Below are 18,713 nucleotides of genomic sequence, written 5' to 3' on the forward strand. Positions count from 1 at the left end.
CCCCGAAAAAACGTCCGGCGATCCGCCGGTCCGCGTCATACCATACGCAAAAGCGAGCGCCCACATCCCCGATGTCGTAAGGCACATTTTGCATCGATACGTCGACAACGCCAAACGCCGAACGATGGCGCGCGACACCGTCGTCGACTAAACGGGTCGTCACGCGTTCAAGACGGAAAGGGTCGAGCATGTCGCGCACGCCAATGTTCCGGGCCCTTCGTCGCCATTGGCGCAACGCCGCCGCGGCGCCCTCGCCCGGCGTGACCCGGCGCGGGTTCCTGGCCGGTTCGAGCCGGCTGGCGGCGACCGCGGCGCTGGCGCCCGCCACGCTCGCAGCCTGCGCCGCGCCGATGACCGGCGGCGCCTCGACGGCGGAGCCGGTCGCCATCATCGGCGCCGGCCTCGCGGGATTGTCGGCGGCCCATGCGCTGGCGAAGGCCGGCCGCCCGTTCACCATCTACGAGGCGTCCGGCCGTGTCGGCGGACGCGTCTGGACATATGACGGCTTCAACGCCGGCGGGCAGTTCGTCGAGCTCGGCGCCGAGCTGATCGACACCGGACACGAGGACCTGCGCCGCCTCTGCGCCGAGTTGCGCGTGCCCCTGCGGAAGTTCAGCGACCCGCCGGCGGGCGTGGAACTGGAGCTGATCCACGTCGGTGGACGCGTCTACACCGGCCGGCAGTTCGAGGACGGGCTAAAGCCGCTGATCGCGGCCGTGGCGCGGGCGCGGCGCGAGATCGCCGGCGGCGCCAAGGACGTCTCGGTCACGTTCGACGCGCCGATGAACGCGGCCGCGTTCGACCGCATGACCCTGGCGGAGTTCCTCGACCAGCAGCGCGACGTCGAGCCGTGGGTGCGCACAGCCGTGCGCGTCGCCTATGTCGGCGAGATGGGGCGCGAGGCCGACGAGCAGACGTCGTTGAACCTGATCCTGCTGATGGATCCCGCGCAGCACGGACTCTACGGCGAGAGCGACGAGGCCTGGCGCATCGAAGGCGGCAACTCGCGTCTGGTGGACGCGTTGCGGCGCGCGGTTGCCGCCCGGGTCGACGGCGGTGAGGACCGCGCGATCCAGCTGCGCCACGACCTCGTCGCGATCCGCGACGACGGCCGGCGCCTCCACCTGTCGTTCGACAATGCCGGCCGCCGCGTCGAAGTCTCCGCCCGACAGGTGCTGATGACGATCCCGTTCTCGGTGCTGCGCGACGTCGACGGCGTGCGCGCGCTGGATCTCCAGCCCGCGAAGAAGCGCAGCATCGCGGAGTACGGCTACGGCACCAACACCAAGGCGATGACCGACTACCGCTCGCGCTTCTGGCGCGCGCCCGGCGCGCTGCCGCCCTTCGCCGGTTTCCTGACCACCGATTCAGGGCATCAGAATTTCTGGGAGACCAGCCGCGACCAGGCCGGCGCCAACGGCGTGCTGACGAACTTCCTCGGCGGCCGCGCCGGAGCCGCGTTCACCGCCGACGCGCACGCCGCGACCCTCAGGTTCCTCGGATCGCTCGACCCGCGCGCCGGCGCCGAGGCCACCGGCGTGCGCATGTTCATGAACTGGAGCCGTTACCGACACGCGCGCGGTTCCTACTCCTCGCCGCTGGCCGGCCAGTACACGGCGTTCTTCGGCGTCGAGGGCCGGCCCGAGTTGGGCGGCCGTCTTCTGTTCGCCGGGGAGCACGCCAGCGTCGAGCACAGCGGCTTCATGAACGGCGCCATCGAGACCGGCCTGAAGGCCGCCCGCGCCGTCCAGTCCACCGCCGCGGTGGCGTGACGGACGGCGGCGCCGTGGACTGCGACGTCCTCGTCGTCGGCCTGGGACCGGTCGGGGCGACGCTCGCGGCGCTGCTGGCGCGCGAGGGCCTGCGCGTGATCGCGATCGACCGCGACACCGCCGTCTATCCGCTGCCCCGCGCCGCGCATTTCGACCACGAGATCATGCGCGTGTTCCAGCGGCTGGGCATCGCCGACTCCGTCCTGCCGCACGTCCGCGCGTCCGACGGCTACGAGTTCCGGACCGCGCGCGGCGAGATCCTGCTGCGTTTCGACCGCACGTCGGCGCGCAGCGTCTCGGGCTGGCGCGGCAACTACATGATGCACCAGCCGGCGATCGAGACGGCGCTGCGCGCGCGCCTCGCGGCGGCGCCGCAGGTCGAGACGCGTCTCGGCACGCGGCTCGTCGGACTGGATCAAACCGCCGGCGGCGCGCGCGCCCGCGTCGTGGACGATGCCGGCGAGCGCATCGTCACGGCGCGTTTCGTGGTCGGTTGCGACGGCGCCGCGAGCGCCGTGCGCAAGGCCTGCGTGATCGAGCTCGACGACTATGGATTCGACGAGCCTTGGCTGGTGATCGACGTCCGCACCGGGCCCGGCGCGCGCCTCCCCGGCGTCAACGTCCAGTTCTGCGATCCGGCGCGGCCGACGACCTGCGTGCTGATGGGACCCGGCTGCCACCGGTGGGAGTTCATGCTCAAGCCCGGCGAGACGCCGGAGGAAGCGCTCGACGAGACGCGGATCTGGTCGTGGCTGGCGCCATGGGGCGACCGGCGGAGCCTCGAGATCGAGCGCAAGGCGGTCTACCGCTTCCATGGCCTGGTCGCGCGGCGCTGGCGCGACGGCAGCGTATTGCTCGCCGGCGACGCCGCGCACCAGATGCCGCCGTTCGCCGGCCAGGGCATGTGCTCCGGCGTCCGTGACGCCGCCAACTTGTCGTGGAAGCTGGCGCGCGTGGTGCGCGGCGAATCGACCGCGTCGCTGCTCGACACCTTTCAGCCGGAGCGCGAGCGCCAGGTCCGTGCCATCGTCGAGACCGCGATCGCCATGGGCCGCGTGGTCTGCACGCTCGATCCCGCCGCCGCCGCGGCGCGCGACGCCGACATGCTGGCGCGCCGCGCCGCCGGCCTTCCAGGTCCCGCCCTGACGTTTCCGCCGATCACCGAGGGCGTCGTGCTGACGGGCACGCCCGGCGCCGGCGGCCTGTTCCCGCAGCCGTGGAACGGCGACGACGCGGCCCCGGTCCGCTTCGACGATGTCGCCGGCGATGGATTCTGGCTGATCGCCGAGGACGCCCGTGGACCGGAAGTCGCGGGATTGCGCCGAGTCTCGCTGACCGACCCCGTGTTCGGCGCGTTCGCGGCGCCGTTGCGCGACTGGCTCGGTTCGCGCGGCGTCGAAGCGGTGCTGGTGCGGCCGGACCGCTACGTGTTCGGATCGGGAAACGCCGTGGATCTGGTCGAGAAGCTCGCCAACCTCTTAAGGTGATATCTCACCTTCTCTTAAAGTGATCTCTCAGCCGGTCGAGCGCCGCGTCGATCGTCGAGTCGTTCTTGCAGAAGCAGAACCGCGCGAAATACTTCGGCGAACCGGCGCTTTGGTAGAACGCGCTGATCGGCACCGCGGTCACGCCGGCGGCCTCGGTGATATGGCGGCAGAAATCCTCGTCGGTGCCGTTGAAGCCGAGCGGCCGGAAATCGGTGGTGATGAAGTAGGTTCCCTGCGCGTCCATGACGTCGAAGCCGATGTCGCGCAGCCCCGCGGCGAGGCGATCGCGTTTGACCTGAAGCCCCTGCGCGAGGCCGTTGAAATAGGCGTCTTCCTTGCGCAGACCGTGGGCGGTCCCCCACTGCAGGTTGGGCGGGGTCGTGAAGGTGACGAACTGGTGCGCCTTGAGGATCGGCCGCAGCACCTCCGGCGCCGCCGTGAGGTAGCCCACCTTCCAGCCGGTGACGCTGAACGTCTTACCGGACGAGCCGATCCGGACGCTACGACCGCGCATCCCCGGGAAGGTCATCAGCGGGATGTGGCGGCGGCCGTCGAAGGCGATGTGCTCGTAGACCTCGTCGCACACCGCGTAGCAGTCGTGCCTTACGCAGAGGTCGGCGATGAACGCCAGCTCGTCGGCGTCGAACACCTTCGACGCCGGGTTCATCGGCGAATTGAGCAGCAAAAGCTTGGTCCTCGGACCGAACGCCGCCGCCAGCTTGTCGCGCGGCAATTCCCAGCGTGGCGGCTCGAGCCGCACGAAGACCGGCACGCCACCGGCGCGGCGGATGATCGGCACGTAGGAATCGTAGAGCGGCTCGAGCACGACGACCTCGTCGCCCGGCTCGATCAGCCCGAACAGGCAGTCGGCCAGCGCCTCGGTCGCGCCCGAGGTCACCATGGTCTCGGTCTGCCAGTCGACGTCGATGCCGTAGAACCGCTTGTTGTGCGCGGCGACGGCCTGGCGCAGCTCCGGGATCCCCATCATCGGCGGATACTGGTTGTGGCCGGTCATCAGGTAGTCGGCGGCGGCACGACGCACGTCCTCCGGCCCCGGATCGTCGGGAAAGCCCTGTCCAAGGTTGACGGATTGATGCTTGCGCGCCAGCGCCGACATCGTCTCGAAGACGGTGTCGGCGAAACCGCCGAGAACGCTGTTGCCCTGCTTCATCGCCCCGCGTCCGCTCCGTTGCTTACCACATCCTACGGGTCACCGGCCGCTATCTACCCCGGAACCCGGGATGCCCGCCACCAGATGCGGCTCTGCCCTCGCGTTAGGCAGAGAATGATCAATGAGCAGGCGAATTTTCGCCTCGCATTCGGGCATTTAGCCCGATTATTAGTCGTTCACCGGCGGATCAAACCCGGCTCTAGCGCCTCGCCCTAAGCGCGGCGCGCCGCCGGCCCGAATGGGAGGCTGGCACGAATCGTGCTGCGGTGGCGGGTGGCCGAGGGGCAAGGCGGAGCGATGAAGAAGATCGAGGCGATCATCAAGCCGTTCAAGCTCGACGAGGTCAAGGAGGCGCTCAACGACATCGGGCTCAAGGGCATCACCGTGATCGAGGCCAAGGGGTTCGGCCGGCAGAAGGGCCACACCGAGCTCTACCGCGGCGCCGAGTACGTGGTCGACTTCCTGCCCAAGGTGAAGCTCGAGCTCGTGATCGAGGATTCGATGGTCGAGAAGGCGGTGGACGCGATCCGCGCCGCCGCCCAGACCGGACGCATCGGCGACGGCAAGATCTTCGTGTCGTCGATCGAGGACGCGGTGCGCATCCGCACCGGAGAACGCGGCGACGAGGCGGTCTGAACGAAGCCGTGGACGAGGCCGCGCGCGCCATGGGGGCGGGCCGCGGCGGGACCTGGAACGACGCGACGGCGTCGGACAACGCGAGAAAGAAAGGACAAGAGGACATGGCCGACGCCAAATCCGTTCTGCAGATGATGAAGGACAAGGACGTCAAGTTCGTCTCCTTCCGCTTCACCGACCCGCGCGGCAAGTGGCAGCACACCGCCTACACCGCGAAGTTCGTCAACGAGGGCACCTTCGTCGACGGCGTGATGTTCGACGGCTCCTCGATCGCCGGCTGGAAGGCGATCAACGAGTCCGACATGATCCTGATGCCCGACCCGGCCACCGCCGTGCTCGACCCGTTCGCGGCGCAGACCACGCTGGTGCTGTTCTGCGACGTCATCGAGCCGTCGACCATGCAGGGCTACAGCCGCTGCCCGCGCGCCACCTCGAAGCGCGCCGAGGCCTACCTCAAGCAGACCGGCATCGGCGACACCGCCTATTTCGGCCCCGAGCTCGAGTTCTTCGTGTTCGACGACGTGCGCTACGACGTGCAGATGCGCGGCTCGTTCTACAAGCTCGACTCGATCGAGGCGCCGCACAACACCGGCACCGAGTTCGACGGCGGCAACATGGGCCACCGTCCCGGCGTCAAGGGCGGCTACTTCCCGGTCCCGCCGGTCGACTCGATGTCGGACCTGCGCGCCGAGATCTGCACCGTGCTCGACGAGCTCGGCCTGGTCATGCAGCTGCACCACCACGAGGTGGCGCCCAGCCAGATGGAGCTGGGCTTCAACTTCGACACCCTGGTCGCGACCGCCGACAACGTGCAGAAGTACAAGTACGGCGTGCACAACGTCTCGGCCCAGTGGGGCAAGACGGCGACCTTCATGCCGAAGCCGCTCTACGGCGACAACGGCTCGGGCATGCACACCCACCAGTCGATCTGGAACGGCGGCAAGCCGCTGTTCGCCGGCAACGGCTACGCCGACCTGTCGGAGACCGCGCTGTACTACATCGGCGGCATCATCAAGCACGCCAAGGCGCTGAACGCGTTCTGCAACGCCAGCACCAACAGCTACAAGCGCGTCATCCCCGGCTTCGAGGCGCCCGTGCTGCTCGCCTACTCGGCGCGCAACCGCTCGGCCTCGTGCCGCATCCCCTACGCCGCCAGCCCGAAGGGCAAGCGCGTCGAGGTCCGCTTCCCCGACCCGACCGCGAACCCCTACCTCGCCTTCTCGGCGATGCTGATGGCCGGCCTCGACGGCATCCAGAACAAGACCCATCCCGGCGACGCGATGGACAAGAACCTCTACGAGCTGCCGCCTGAGGAGCTCAAGAAGGTGCCGACCGTTGCCGGCTCGCTGCGCGAGGCGCTCAACTGCCTCGACGCCGACCGCTCGTTCCTGACGAAGGGCGGCGTCTTCACCGACGACCAGATCGACGCCTACATCGAACTGAAGTGGGAAGAGGTCTACAACTGGGAACACCAGCCGGCGCCGATCGAGTACAAGATGTACTACTCGGTCTGAGCCCCGCGCTCCCGACCACCGACGCGAAGGGGCCGCCCGCCGGGCGGCCCCTTTTTCGTGCCTGGAACGCGCCGCGGAGGGCCGTCGATGGTGCTCGAATCGGGACGTGATCCGGCGCGTGTTGGACGGATTTGGACGCGTTTTGGCAGAGTTTGGCAGCCGCTAAGTGGCTCAAATGGATACAAGTTATGGAAAATAATCTCATGGCCGATAGTTGATCGAGGCAAGCATCGGCGGTATTCGCACCGGCCATAGCTGCCGGGCGCTCACGGCCAATCCGCCCGAAACATGCCCATTTTTAAGGCAAATTGGACGCAACAAAAAACCACTCGTGGATAAGCTTGTGGAGAAGACCGGGAACTCCGGTGGATAGGCGGCGGCATTGGCGGTCGCCACCCGAGCGCGACCACCCGCCGCCGGTCGAGCGACCGGCCACCGACTTGTCACAGTCCCTCCATCCTCCCCTCCCCCTCGGCAGGAAACGGGATTGACAGCCAGGACGTCCTCTACACGCGCGACTATTTTGAACGCGGCATCTGTGAGGAGCCCGAATTGACGGCCTCGATCGAGGCGCGGATCGCAGTCTGATCGCCACTCCCCTTCAGTTGATCGTCACCTCGGCAGTCCGCGCTCGTCGTAGAGCGCGTCGCCATGATCGATCTTGGCATAGGGCGCCTTGAGCCGGCGCGCGCAGTCGCGGCCGATCGCCAGCAGCTCCTCGACGCTCACAGCCGGTGTCTCGACGCGGGACAGGCGCTCGCGCAGCGCGACGGTCACGGCGTCGGTCAGAGTCTCGCCGGTCAGCGCGGCGAGGCGCCGCGCCAGTTGCTTCGCCTCGCGATTTTTGATGCTCAACGCCATCGGTGCGTCCCTTCGTCGGAGCCCGACTCCATGCCGCAATTCGTTCGTGGGCGTAAGTCGCGTTGGACCGCTCGCGACCGTCGGCAACCTTCGACGCCCCGTAAACGTTACCCGTCCCACGACAGCGGAAAGGCGTCGCATGCCCACGTCGCTCGAGCGGGATCTCCTGGCGATCGAGGAACGGCTGTGGACCGGCGGGCCGGAGGCCTACCGGCGCCATGTCGATTCGCGCTGCCTCGTGGCGTTCGCAGGCAAGGCCGGGGTGATGTCGCGCACGGCGATCGCGCGGTCGGCGAAGAAGGGCCGCTGGCGGAACGTCTCGTTCCAGCCGCGCGGCTTCATCCGGCCGTCGGGCGACACCGCGATGGTGACCTACGAATGCCGCGCCACCGGCGCCGACGGCGGGCCCTACCACGCCTTCGTCAGCAGCGGCTACGTCGAGCGCGAGGCCGGCTGGAAGCTGGCGTTCCACCAGCAGACCGCGATCCCGCCGGCGGGCGCGCAATAGCGGCGGGCGTGGCTCGGCGGCGCGCGGCTCCCCGTCACGCGTCGAGATGCGGGCGCCCCCTCACCTAACCTCTCCCCCTCCGGGGGAGAGGAACATGAGGGTGGCGACGCTGCTTGCGGACGTCGCCAGCGCTTTCATTGCCCGCTCCGCCATGGCGGCGAGGAGGTCGGGTCTCATGTTCCCGCGGGGAACGAGTCCGGATCATGTTCCTCTTCCCCGGAGGGGGAGAGGTTAGGTGAGGGGGTCGTCGCGCGCGGTTGCGTCAATCATAAAGTGAGTGTATGGTCACTTATCTTTATGCCTCATGGAGGGTGCGATGTCCTCGCTGACGATGAGCAATCCCGGCCTGCTCCTGGGGCGCGTCTATTCCGTCGGCGGCGGCGCCACCGCGCCGAACGTGCAGATCGCGATCACCAGCGTCTGGGGCCAGGGCGACGTCGGCATCGCCTACGCCGGCGGCGGCGGCGAGCGCAAGTACATCTGGGGAAAGACCGATTCGAAGGGCGAGTTCGCGATCCCCTTCGCCTGGAGCCCGACCTCGGTGGCGGACAACCTCACGCATGGATGGATCGACGTCGTTGGGCTCAACGAGGTGTCGTCGCGCGGCCACGACGGCGTCTCGTGGTCGACCACCACGCAGACCACGTCGAGGGCGTCGGGCCGGGCGCGCTCGGTGATCATCAAGGACGTCGCGAACCTGCTGCGGACCGCCGGCTCGACCTTCAACAGCGCGCCGGAGATCGCCGACGCCGGGCTCGACCTGTGGGGCGGGATCCGCAAGGTGAAGATGTACCCGGTGTGGAAGGCCGGCGCCCTGCTGACCACGGGGTCGTGGATGATCGTCGCCGGCATCGAGCTGACGCTGGCCTAGCGCCGCGGGGGATGGGACTTCCGTCCGTCGGCGGCGCCCGCGTCGCCAGCGTCGCGGAGTCGAGGTCCTTCGCCGCGCCCGGAGTCCGCGCGCTGGATCCGCCCGATCTGGCGGCATGGGCCTATCGCGGCGCACGGAACCGTATCGCCCGGGCGCCGCGACGGGATCCGAGCGAAATCGACGAGTCGATCGCCGCACTGACTAGGAAGGGTTGTCCGGGTTCACGCCGCGCCGGACGAAATGACCAAACCGCACGCGCTCGGGATGACGATGGGGCGCCTCGCGACGACGCTCGGAACCACCCGCGGCCCCGACGTCGTCGACCTCAGCCCTTCGGCCCCTCCGCCGCCGGGAACAGCATGCGGTCGTCGGTGCGGCAGTAGCGGTCGGCGAACATGCGGCCGACGGGATGGTACTTGTCCATGTGGACGCGCATCGCCTTGGGGTCCCACAGCTCGTCGCGGATGTGGAAGCGCACGCCCTCCCCGAGCACGAGCTGGCGGTCGTCCTTGACGTTGAGCACCTGGTAGACCTTGCACTCCATCGACCACGGCGCCTGCGCCAGCCTGGGTGGCGCCACGTCGACCGACGGCGCCAGACTCAGTCCCAGGTAGTTCGGCTCGCCGATCTCCGGCGGGAAGTCGCCGCTGGACTGGTGCATCCTCTCGGCCAGCGGCTCGTCGGTGAGGTTGACCACGAACTCGCCGGTGCGCTCGACGTTGATCCACGTGTCCTTCAGCCGCCCGTCCGGACGCTTGTTGACCGCGAACATGATCAGCGGCGGATCCTCCGCGAAGGCGTTGAAGAAGCTGAACGGCGCGGCGTTCACGATCCCCGTCGGCCCGAGCGTGGTCACCCACGCGATCGGCCGCGGCAGGATGAAGGAGACGAGCACCTTGTAGCGGTCGTGCGCGCTGAGCTCGCTGGCGGCGTATTGCATGCGGAGATTCCCTCGGCGTTGGACAGGTCGGCGCGGCGACTATAGCGGGCCCGTCCGCCGCGCGTGAGCCCATCGGCGCCACGACGTCGCGCGGCCCGGCCGGCGTCGTCGGCTTGCTCCGGACGGCGACTCAAACTAGCGTCGCGACCGCGCCGCGTTCGCAGGGCGCCGATCTCTATGACCACCATGCGCGTAGGGTTTTCAGGGAGGGCGTCACGCCGGTTCCCGAGCGGGAGACCGGAGGGAATGGACAGCGATGCCGGACCATAGCCACGCCGCTCCCGACTACGCCGCCATGCTCGCCGCGTCGCCACGCGCTTGCCTCGTGCTCGCGCCGGATCTGACCGCGTTGGCCGCCAGCGACGCCTATCTGCGGGCCGCCGGCGCCACGCGCGCGGCGATCGTCGGGCGGCCGGCGCGCGAGGCGTTCCGAAGCGTGCTGCGCGGCGACGAAGACCAGGTCTCGACCCTGGTGGACGCCCTGCGCGAGGCCGCCGCCAGCGGCGCCGAGGGCCGCCTCTCGCTGACGGCGCGGCTCGGCGGCGACGCCGCGGCAGCCCGGTCGTTCGACGTCGTGAACACGCCCGTCCGCGACGCCGGAGGCGCCGTCGCGTGGGTGATCCACGACATCGAGGACACCTCGGCGCGTCGCGCCATGGAGCGGGCGCTACGCGAGCGCGAGGCCCGCCTGCGGTCGATCCTCGAGACCGTGCCCGACGCCATGATCGTCATCGACGCGCGCGGGCGCATCGAATCGTTCAGCACGGCCGCCCAGCGGCTGTTCGCGTACACGGTCGAGGAAGTGGCGGGACAGAACGTCAAGATGCTGATGCCGGCGCCGTACCGCGAGCAGCACGACGGGTTCCTCCGGCGCTACCGCGAGACCGGGGAGCGCCGGATCATCGGCATCGGCCGCGTCGTCGTCGGCCAGCGGAAGGACGGCTCGACCTTCCCGATGGAGCTGTCGGTCGGCGAGGTCGTGTCCGACGGCGGCCATTTCTTCACGGGTTTCATCCGCGACCTGACGGAGCGGCAGCACACCGACGCCCGGCTGCAGGAGCTGCAGTCCGAGCTGTTCCACGTCTCGCGCTTCACGGCGCTGGGCGGGATGGCCTCGACGCTGGCGCACGAGCTCAACCAGCCGCTGACGGCCATCGCCAACTACCTCAAGGGCTGCCGGCGCCTGCTCGCGAGCGCGCATGACGGCACCAGCGCCATGGTGCGCGACGCCGTGAACAACGCGGCCGACCAGGCGCTGCGCGCCGGCCAGATCATCCGCCGCCTCCGCGAGTTCGTGGCCCGCGGCGAGAGCGAACGGCGGATCGAGAACCTGCCCAAGCTGGTCGAGGAGGCGAGCGCGCTCGCGCTGGTCGGCGCCAAGGAGAAGGGCGTGCGCGTCTCGTTCGATTTCGACCCGGCCGCCGCGGCGGTGCTCGCCGACCGCATCCAGATCCAGCAGGTGCTCCTGAACCTGATCCGCAACGGCATGGACGCCATGCATGACGCGCCCCGCCGCGAGCTGGTCGTGGCCACCGCGGCGCTCGCCGACGGCATGGTCGAGGTCGCCGTGCGCGACACCGGCGCCGGCGTCGCGCCGGAGGTGGCCGCGCAGCTCTTCCAGCCGTTCGTCACGACCAAGCGGACGGGCATGGGCGTCGGACTCTCGATCTGCCGCACCATCGTCGAGTCGCATGGCGGCAAGATCTGGGTCGATCCCGCCGGCGACGGCGGCACCACCTTCCGCTTCACGCTGCCCGGCGCCGCCGGCCCGGAGACCGCGCCATGACCGGCGACCGTATCGTGCACGTGGTCGACGACGACCTGGCCGTCCGCCAGTCGCTGGCGTTCCTGCTCAGCACGGCCGGCATCGCCGTCCGGGTCCATGAGTCGGCGCGCTCGTTCCTCGGCGCTCCCGACATCGCGAACGCCGGCTGCGTCATCACCGACATCCGGATGCCGGAGATGGACGGCATCGAGCTGCAACGCGAGCTCAACGCGCGCCCGCAGAAGGTGCCGGTGATCGTGATCACGGGCCACGGCGACGTCGCGCTCGCGGTCCAGGCCATGAAGGCCGGCGCCGTCGACTTCATCGAGAAGCCGTTCGACGACGACGCTTTGATCGGCGCCGTGCTCGCCGCGCTCGACCGCCGCGCGCGCGAGGCGGAGCGCGACGCCGCCGCCGCGGAGGCGGCCGCCCGGCTCGGGGCGCTGTCCGAGCGCGAACGCCAGGTCCTCGACGGGCTGCTGGCCGGCCAGCCGAACAAGGTCATCGCCCACGAGCTCGGCATCAGTCCGCGCACGGTCGAGATCCACCGCGCCAACCTGATGACGAAGATGCGGGCCGCGAGCCTGTCTGACCTCGTCCGGCTCGCGCTGATGGGCGGAGCGACCGGGGACGGCTGACCGGTCGCCACAATCCCGCGCCGCGACGGCGCCTTGCGGCAGATCAAGTCTCCGCCGACCGGGCCACCGTATGCTGGCCCGGCAATGCCCTCCGTCACCAACCAGGCGTCCGGTCGCGCGCGCCGGGCGCTCGTGCACATCGTCGACGACGACGCGGCGGTGCGCGACGCCCTCACCTTCGCCCTCCGGCTCGAGGGACTCGACGCGCGCGCCTACGACGGCGCGGCGGCCCTCCTGGAGGCGGGCGATCCGCCGCCCGGGGGCTGCCTGGTGGTGGATTTCGCGATGCCGGTCACGACCGGGCTCGAGCTGGTCGAGGCGCTGCGGCGTCGCGGAATCGAGCTTCCGGTGATCCTGATCGCCGGTTACGTCGACGCCGATTTGCGTCATCGCGCCGCGCTCGTCGGCGTCGCGCACGTGCTCGAGAAGCCGCTGGCCGACAGCTCGCTCGTGGAGCTCATCCGCGCCTCGCTCGCCGCCGGCGAATAGCGCGGCCGCAGGGGCGCCGCGCGCCCTACGTGGAATCCCTTAGGACTCGACCGGAATGGTGGCGGCGCGGAGGGCGCGGTACCCACGGGCCGCTCGACCCCTCTTGAACCGGAGAGTCCCATGCAGACCGCCACCGCGATCAACGTCCAGGTCCCCGCCGTCCCCGCGGCGTTCCTCGCGCGCGGCGCGCGCGACTCGGCGCGGCCGGCGGAGCGCGCCCCGGACAGGGACGCCGGCGCCCCCCGCCACCTGTCCCGGGACCAGGAGATCTACGCCGAGGGCGACGACGCGACGTGCTTCTACAAGGTGCTCAGCGGCGGCGTCCGCACCTGCAAGCTGCTCGACGACGGCCGGCGCCAGATCGACGCCTTCCACCTCGCCGGCGACATCTTCGGGCTCGAGGCCGGCGCGACGCACCGCTTCTCGGCCGAGGCCGTCGGGGACGCCGTCGTCGTCGCCGTCCGGCGCGACGCGGCGTCCGGCGACCCGGCGCTCGCCGCCGAGGTCCTGGCCTCGGCCATGCGCAGCCTCGCGCGGGCACGTGACCACATGCTGCTGCTCGGCCGCAAGAGCGCCCGCGAGAAGGTCGCCAGCTTCCTGCTGGGCATCACCGCGCGCGCATCGACCGACGACCACGTCGACCTGCCGATGTCGCGCGTCGACATCGCCGACCATCTCGGCATGACGGTCGAGACCGTGTCGCGCACGCTGACCCGGTTCGAGCGCGACGGCGTCATCGAACTGCCGTGCGACCGCCGCACCGTCGTGCTGCGCGACAAGCGCGTCCTGCGCCGCCTCGACACCTAGCCGCGGCGCCGCTACCCCTTCCGCGTCGGCGGCGGCGGCTCGGCACCGACGCGCTCGGTGATCAGCCTGTAGTGCTCCGGACGGCGGTGCTTGGCGAAGTTGAACACGTTCTGGCGGATCGACTCGCCCATCGCGAGGTCGCAGTCGTACATGATGACCTCGTCCTCCTCGCTCATCGCCTGGGCCGCGATCTCGCCGGTCGGCGCCACGATCACCGAGGCGCCGTACATGCCGAACCCGTCCTCCTTGCCGGCCTTGGCGGTGGCCACGATCCAGGTGCCGTTCTGGTAGGCGTTGGCCTGCACCGACAGCAGATGGTGGAACACGCGGCGGTAGGGCGGCTCCTCGAAGTAGATGTTGTCGGTCGGCGTGTTGTAGCCCAGCGCCACCATCTCGACGCCCTGCAGCCCCATCACCCGGAACGTCTCCGGCCAGCGCCGGTCGTTGCAGATGCACTGGCCCATGACGACGTCCTCGTCGAACATGCGCCAGACGTTGAAGCCGAGGTTCCCGACGTCGAAATAGCGCTTCTCCAGATGCTGGAACGGCGCCGCCGGGATGTGGTCGACATGGCCCGGCAGATGCACCTTGCGGTACTTGCCGACGATCCGCCCGTCGGGCGCCACGAGGATCGAGGTGTTGAAACGGCGGACCTTGCCGCCCTCCTCCGTCAGCTCGGCGTAACCGAGGTAGAACCCCACCCGCCTCTCGCGCGCCAGCTCGAACAGCGGCAGCGTCTCGGGGCTGGGCATCTGGGCCTCGAAATACGCGTCGATCTCGGCCTGGTCGGTCATCCACCAGCGCGGGAAGAACGTGGTCAGCGCCAGTTCGGGGAACACCACGAATTTGCAGCCCGAATCGGCGGCCTGCCGCAGCATCGCCGTCAGGCGTTTGACCGCCGAGGCCTTGCTGTCGGCGCGGTGGATCGGGCCGAGCTGGGCGGCGGCGACTTTCAGACGGCGGGTCATGCGGGCTCCTCGCGATCGACGGACGATCATGGCTTAGCGCCCGCCCCCGCCGCCATCAACGCCGGCGTGCGTCCGGGCCGTTCCCGGGAACCTTGCGCGCCGCCGCGCACGCCCCCATGTTGCCCGCGCAAACCACGGAGATCTCCATGAGCGGCAGCGAGGAATACGTCCCCCCCAAGGTCTGGACCTGGAACAAGGGCGGCGGCGGCCGGTTCGCCAACATCAACCGGCCGGTCGCCGGGCCCACGCACGACAAGGAGCTGCCGGTCGGGCGCCACCCGCTCCAGCTCTACTCGCTGGGCACGCCGAACGGCCAGAAGGTGACGATCCTGCTGGAGGAGCTGCTGGCGCTGGGCCATTCCGGCGCCGAGTACGACGCGTGGCTGATCAAGATCGGCGAGGGCCAGCAGTTCGGCAGCGGCTTCGTCGCCGTCAACCCCAACTCGAAGATCCCCGCGATGGTGGACCGCAGCGGTCCGACGCCGATCCGCGTGTTCGAGAGCGGCGCCATGCTGCTGCACCTCGCCGAGAAGTTCGGCGCCTTCATCCCGAAGGACGCCGCCGGCCGCGCCGAGTGCCTGTCGTGGCTGTTCTGGCAGATGGGCAGCGCGCCCTATCTCGGCGGCGGCTTCGGGCATTTCTACGCCTACGCGCCCACCAAGATCGAGTACGCCATCGACCGCTACGCGATGGAGACCAAACGGCAGCTCGACGTGCTCGACCGCCGGCTGGCCGAGGTCCCGTACCTCGCCGGACAGGACTACACCATCGCCGACATGGCGGTGTGGCCGTGGTACGGCGGCCTCGCCAAGGGCCTGCTCTACGGCGGCGGCGAGTTCCTGGCGGTGCATGAGTACAAGAACGTCCAGCGCTGGGCCGACGCGATCGGCGAGCGTCCGGCGGTCAAGCGCGGCCGCATCGTCAACCGGCTGGCCGGCGCGCCCTCGGCGCAGCTGCACGAGCGCCACGACGCCGGCGATTTCGACACCAGGACGCAGGACAAGATCGCGCCGGCGGCGGACTAGAGACCGCGTCGCCGCCGCCACGCGGCAGTGCGCCGCGTCGACCATCACAGCCGGGTGCAGCTGGCATCGCCACCGCATGCCGCGCGATGCCGGCCGCGCGGCGCGATCACATTTCCGGTTCCCTGTCGGCGACGCTGCCGGGTTTAACGTTCAAGCCGACGGCGCACCGCTCGCCGCTCGACAGGACGAGATCGCATGAGAACGGCCAAGCCGGGGACGAGAAGTTCGGATCGGAAAGACCCGAGCGCGGCGGATTTACGCGGCATTGAACCTCGCCGCCGATATGCGCCGTCCACGATGTCAGCCAGACGTATCGATTCTGCGGCTCGCGGACGTTCGGCCCGGTCTGCACCAACAGAAACCTAGCGTCACGAGGCATCGAAACGAAGCGACCAGCCGGCCACCCGCGCTCTATCGCCGCCAGGATGACAGATTCCACTCTCTCGACAGCCGTGGCTGGACGTTCCGCCGTGTCGATGTGCGCGGTAACGACCATGTGCACCGGACAGCCGCGCAGGAGTTCGCGACGGTAGGCCGCGATGAAGTTGTCGAGCACCATGTGGGATGTCCGCGTCAAGGCCGCGCTCTCAAATTCGAAGAACAGCAGATAGTCGCTGCGGGCCGCAGCGGCACCCGCCCATAGGTAGATCGCACCGACAGCGACTCTTGGTAACGCCGGCCTCCGACTCCTCATCAGCGCGCCTTCCTCGCTCCTCGAACTCAGAGACGGGCATCAATCATCGTGCCCGCTTCCGACGCCGCACGAAACCGCCGTCCCGGTTCAAAACAACGGCCGCGCGCCGAAGGCGGCCATCTTCGCCATCTCCGGCGCCGGGCGGCCGAGCGGGCGCGAGGAGTCCGGAGACTCGCAGCGCAGGAACTGGCCGCTGCCCCGCGCGGCGTCGAGCTTGCCGTCGTCGACGACCACGCGGCCGCGGCTGATGACGGTGACCGGCCAGCCGGTCAACCGCCGGCCCTCGTAGGGCGTGTAGCCGACGTTGTCGTGCAGGTCGGTCCAGCGCACCGTGACGTCCTTCTTGTCGTCCCAGATCGCGAGGTCGGCGTCGGAGCCGACGGCGATGGTGCCCTTGCGCGGATAGAGGCCGTAGAGCTTGGCGGCGTTGGTTGCCGACAGCGCCACGAACTGGTGCAGGTCGATGCGGCCCTTCTGCACGCCCTCGCTGAACAGCAGCGGCAGGCGCAGCTCGAGGCCGGGCACGCCGTTGGCCATCTCCTTGAACGTGGTCTTCAGCCCCTTCGGGATCTTGCCGCCCTCGTTGAACTGGTAGGGCGCGTGGTCGGAGGAGAACACGTCGAACGTGCCGTCCTTCAGCGCCGCCCACACCGCCTCCTGCGCGGCGGCGTCGCGCGGCGGCGGGCTGCAGCACCACATCGCGCCCTGCACGTCGGGCTTGTCCATGTCGTCGGCCGTCAGGGCGATGTACTGCGGGCAGGTCTCGGCGAAGATCTTCAGACCCTTGGCGCGCGCCTGGCGCACGGTCTCGATCGCCTCGATCTCCGACATGTGCACGATCAGCATCGGCGCGTCGACCAGCCGCGCCAGCGACACCGCCCGGTTGGTGGCCTCGGCCTCGGCGACGCGGGCGTGGGCGATGGCGTGGAATTTCGGCGCGCCGTGGCCCTGCTCGACCAGATGGTGCGCCAGCCACTGGATCATGTCGTGGTTCTCGGCGTGCACCATGACCAGGGCGCCGTCCCGCCGGGCCAGCGCCAGGATGTCGAGCATCTGGTAGTCGCTGACCTTCATCGCGTCGTAGGTCATGTAGATCTTGAACGACGTGTAGCCGTCCCTGATCAGCGCCGGCAGCTCCTGCCCCAACGCCTGCGGCGTCGGGTCGGTCACGATCAGATGGAAGGCGTAGTCGATCACCGCCTTCGGCGTGGCGGCGGCGTGGTACTCCTCGACCGCCTTGCGCAGCGACATGCCGCGGTGCTGGGCGGCGAACGGGATGATCGTGGTGGTGCCGCCGAAAGCCGCCGACACCGTGCCGCTGTGGAAATCGTCGGCGCACATGATGCCCATGCCGGATTTCTGCTCGACATGCACGTGGCTGTCGACGCCGCCGGGCAGCACGAACTTGCCGCCGGCGTCGATCTCGCGCGCGCCGGCGCCGTCGACGTTGCCCAGCGCGGCGATGAGCCCGTCCTTGACGGCGATGTCGCCGTCGAGCCGGCTGTCGGCGGTGACGATGCGGGCGTTGCGGATGACGAGGTCGTAGGCGGTCATGGGACTCACTCTCCGGGATAGGTCGTGGGCGCGGGACGGCTGCGTCACTCCGCCGCCAGCGGCAGGGCGTGGCCGGCGGCGGCGAGGCGGCGCTCCATACGGGCGATCAACTGGTCGAGCTCGGCGCGGTCGGCGGCGGTCAGCGCACCGGCCGGCGCGCGCTGGGCGGCGGAGCGGATGGCGCCGCGGCGGCGCAGCACCTCCTTGCGCAGCGCCAGGCCGATGCCGGGCTGCACCTCGTGCCGCACCAGCGGCAGGTAGATGTCGAACAGGTCCTCCGCCTCCTCCACCTTGCCGGCGGCGTGCAGGGCGTGGACCCGCACCAGCATCTCGGGGTAGGCGAAGCCCGTCATGGCGCCGTCGACGCCGCGGCGCAGCTCCTGCGGATAGTGCAGCCCGCCGTTGCCGACGAGGATCGAGACGCGGCGCTGGCCGGCGGCCTCGTCGGCGCGTATGCGCGTGATCTTGTTGAGCGCGGCGGCGTCCTCGTGCTTGAGCATGACGAGCTGCGGGAAATCCTTCACCAGCCGGCCGAACAGCGGCACAGGCAGGAACACCGACGTGGTCTGCGGATAGTCCTGGTAGACCACCGGCACGTCGGGGCCGAGCGCGGCGAAGACCTGCGCGAAGTAGCCATAGAGCCCGTCGTCGCCCTTCAACCCCGGCGTCGGCGCCACCATCACGCCGGCGGCGCCCGCCGACATGACCTCGTGCGCCAGCCGGCGGACGTTCTCGATGCCGGCGTGGCTGACGCCGACCACGATCTTGCGGCCGCCGGCGCGCGCCACGACGCGCCTCACGACGGCCAGCGACTCGTCGGGCGCCAGCTTGTGCGCCTCGCCCATCATGCCCAGCAGGGTGAAGCCGTGGACGCCGCAGCGGACGTAGAAATCCGTCAGCGAGTCGACGCTGGCGAGGTCGACGGCGCCCGAATCGGTGAACGGCGTCGCGGCGATGATGAAAACGCCCTTGGCGGTCTCGTCGAGGCGGGTGGTGGACATGCGGCGCTCCTT

Annotated in this window: 18 protein-coding genes; 11 read left to right on the forward strand and 7 right to left on the reverse strand. The window is 69.7% G+C overall.

All coding sequences use genetic code 11. The annotated features are described in order from the left end of the window. Positions 1–188 precede the first annotated feature (188 nt). Together IPK81_00415 and IPK81_00420 are read left to right on the forward strand one after the other, a co-directional pair. Positions 189–1,772 carry an FAD-dependent oxidoreductase gene (locus tag IPK81_00415; protein QQS12803.1) on the forward strand — a complete coding sequence of 528 codons (1,584 nt, stop codon included), beginning with the start codon at positions 189–191 and terminating at the stop codon, positions 1,770–1,772. Positions 1,773–1,786: 14 nt separating this feature from the next. Then, positions 1,787–3,259, forward strand: a complete 1,473-nt coding sequence (locus IPK81_00420) for a bifunctional 3-(3-hydroxy-phenyl)propionate/3-hydroxycinnamic acid hydroxylase (protein ID QQS12804.1) — start codon at positions 1,787–1,789, stop codon at positions 3,257–3,259. Between the two features lie 4 nt (positions 3,260–3,263). Here the strand turns inward: IPK81_00420 and IPK81_00425 are convergent, their stop codons facing one another. Next, positions 3,264–4,430: an aminotransferase gene (locus IPK81_00425; GenBank protein ID QQS12805.1), complete on the reverse strand. Its 1,167-nt coding sequence runs from the start codon at positions 4,428–4,430 to the stop codon at positions 3,264–3,266. 297 nt (positions 4,431–4,727) lie between these two features. Between IPK81_00425 and IPK81_00430 the strand changes: the two genes are divergently transcribed. Together IPK81_00430 and glnA are read left to right on the forward strand one after the other, a co-directional pair. Continuing rightward, positions 4,728–5,066 (forward strand): P-II family nitrogen regulator, encoded by a 339-nt coding sequence (locus IPK81_00430; GenBank protein ID QQS12806.1) that lies wholly within the window; start codon positions 4,728–4,730, stop codon positions 5,064–5,066. Between the two features lie 104 nt (positions 5,067–5,170). Beyond that, entirely contained in the window at positions 5,171–6,580 is a 1,410-nt protein-coding gene (gene glnA, locus IPK81_00435; protein QQS12807.1) for a type I glutamate--ammonia ligase, read from the forward strand. Positions 6,581–7,192: 612 nt separating this feature from the next. Here glnA and IPK81_00440 read toward each other — a convergent pair. Beyond that, a complete protein-coding gene (locus IPK81_00440; GenBank protein ID QQS12808.1) occupies positions 7,193–7,441 on the reverse strand; it encodes a type II toxin-antitoxin system VapB family antitoxin in 249 nt (82 codons plus the stop codon). A gap of 139 nt (positions 7,442–7,580) precedes the next feature. Here IPK81_00440 and IPK81_00445 point away from each other — a divergent pair, with 139 nt between their 5' ends. Both IPK81_00445 and IPK81_00450 read left to right on the forward strand, forming a co-directional pair. Next, the gene (locus tag IPK81_00445; protein QQS12809.1) at positions 7,581–7,949 is read left to right on the forward strand and encodes a nuclear transport factor 2 family protein; all 369 of its coding nucleotides are present in this window, start codon (positions 7,581–7,583) and stop codon (positions 7,947–7,949) included. 316 nt (positions 7,950–8,265) lie between these two features. After that, complete coding sequence (locus tag IPK81_00450) at positions 8,266–8,820, forward strand: hypothetical protein (protein ID QQS12810.1); 555 nt, start codon at positions 8,266–8,268, stop codon at positions 8,818–8,820. A gap of 325 nt (positions 8,821–9,145) precedes the next feature. Here the strand turns inward: IPK81_00450 and IPK81_00455 are convergent, their stop codons facing one another. Then, a complete protein-coding gene (locus tag IPK81_00455; protein QQS12811.1) occupies positions 9,146–9,760 on the reverse strand; it encodes a flavin reductase family protein in 615 nt (204 codons plus the stop codon). A gap of 295 nt (positions 9,761–10,055) precedes the next feature. Between IPK81_00455 and IPK81_00460 the strand changes: the two genes are divergently transcribed. The 4 genes from IPK81_00460 to IPK81_00475 all read left to right on the forward strand — a co-directional run bounded on the left by IPK81_00460 (position 10,056) and on the right by IPK81_00475 (position 13,459). Then, complete coding sequence (locus tag IPK81_00460; GenBank protein QQS14905.1) at positions 10,056–11,546, forward strand: PAS domain S-box protein; 1,491 nt, start codon at positions 10,056–10,058, stop codon at positions 11,544–11,546. Then, positions 11,543–12,163 carry a response regulator gene (locus IPK81_00465; protein ID QQS12812.1) on the forward strand — a complete coding sequence of 207 codons (621 nt, stop codon included), beginning with the start codon at positions 11,543–11,545 and terminating at the stop codon, positions 12,161–12,163. The genes IPK81_00460 and IPK81_00465 overlap by 4 nt, the downstream gene beginning before the upstream one ends. 84 nt (positions 12,164–12,247) lie before the next feature. Continuing rightward, entirely contained in the window at positions 12,248–12,652 is a 405-nt protein-coding gene (locus IPK81_00470) for a response regulator (GenBank protein QQS14906.1), read from the forward strand. 120 nt (positions 12,653–12,772) lie between these two features. Then, complete coding sequence (locus IPK81_00475; GenBank protein ID QQS12813.1) at positions 12,773–13,459, forward strand: helix-turn-helix domain-containing protein; 687 nt, start codon at positions 12,773–12,775, stop codon at positions 13,457–13,459. Positions 13,460–13,470: 11 nt separating this feature from the next. On the opposite strand, the gene IPK81_00480 is transcribed toward IPK81_00475, so the two are convergent. Further along, positions 13,471–14,427: an N-carbamoyl-D-amino-acid hydrolase gene (locus IPK81_00480; protein QQS12814.1), complete on the reverse strand. Its 957-nt coding sequence runs from the start codon at positions 14,425–14,427 to the stop codon at positions 13,471–13,473. Positions 14,428–14,573: 146 nt separating this feature from the next. Here IPK81_00480 and yghU point away from each other — a divergent pair, with 146 nt between their 5' ends. After that, on the forward strand, positions 14,574–15,452 hold the full coding sequence (gene yghU, locus IPK81_00485) for a glutathione-dependent disulfide-bond oxidoreductase (protein ID QQS12815.1): 879 nt from the start codon (positions 14,574–14,576) through the stop codon (positions 15,450–15,452). A 106-nt stretch (positions 15,453–15,558) separates the two neighbouring features. Here the strand turns inward: yghU and IPK81_00490 are convergent, their stop codons facing one another. The 3 genes from IPK81_00490 to IPK81_00500 form a co-directional block, all read right to left on the reverse strand. After that, positions 15,559–16,011, reverse strand: a complete 453-nt coding sequence (locus IPK81_00490; GenBank protein QQS12816.1) for a hypothetical protein — start codon at positions 16,009–16,011, stop codon at positions 15,559–15,561. A 222-nt stretch (positions 16,012–16,233) separates the two neighbouring features. Further along, a complete protein-coding gene (gene hydA / locus IPK81_00495) occupies positions 16,234–17,700 on the reverse strand; it encodes a dihydropyrimidinase (GenBank protein ID QQS12817.1) in 1,467 nt (488 codons plus the stop codon). Between the two features lie 44 nt (positions 17,701–17,744). Then, positions 17,745–18,701, reverse strand: coding sequence for a dihydrodipicolinate synthase family protein (locus IPK81_00500; GenBank protein QQS12818.1), 957 nt, complete (start codon positions 18,699–18,701; stop codon positions 17,745–17,747). Between the last annotated feature and the right edge of the window lie 12 nt (positions 18,702–18,713).

The organism is Rhodospirillales bacterium, from assembly GCA_016699855.1.
In the GTDB taxonomy this organism is placed as follows: Bacteria; Pseudomonadota; Alphaproteobacteria; order Reyranellales; family Reyranellaceae.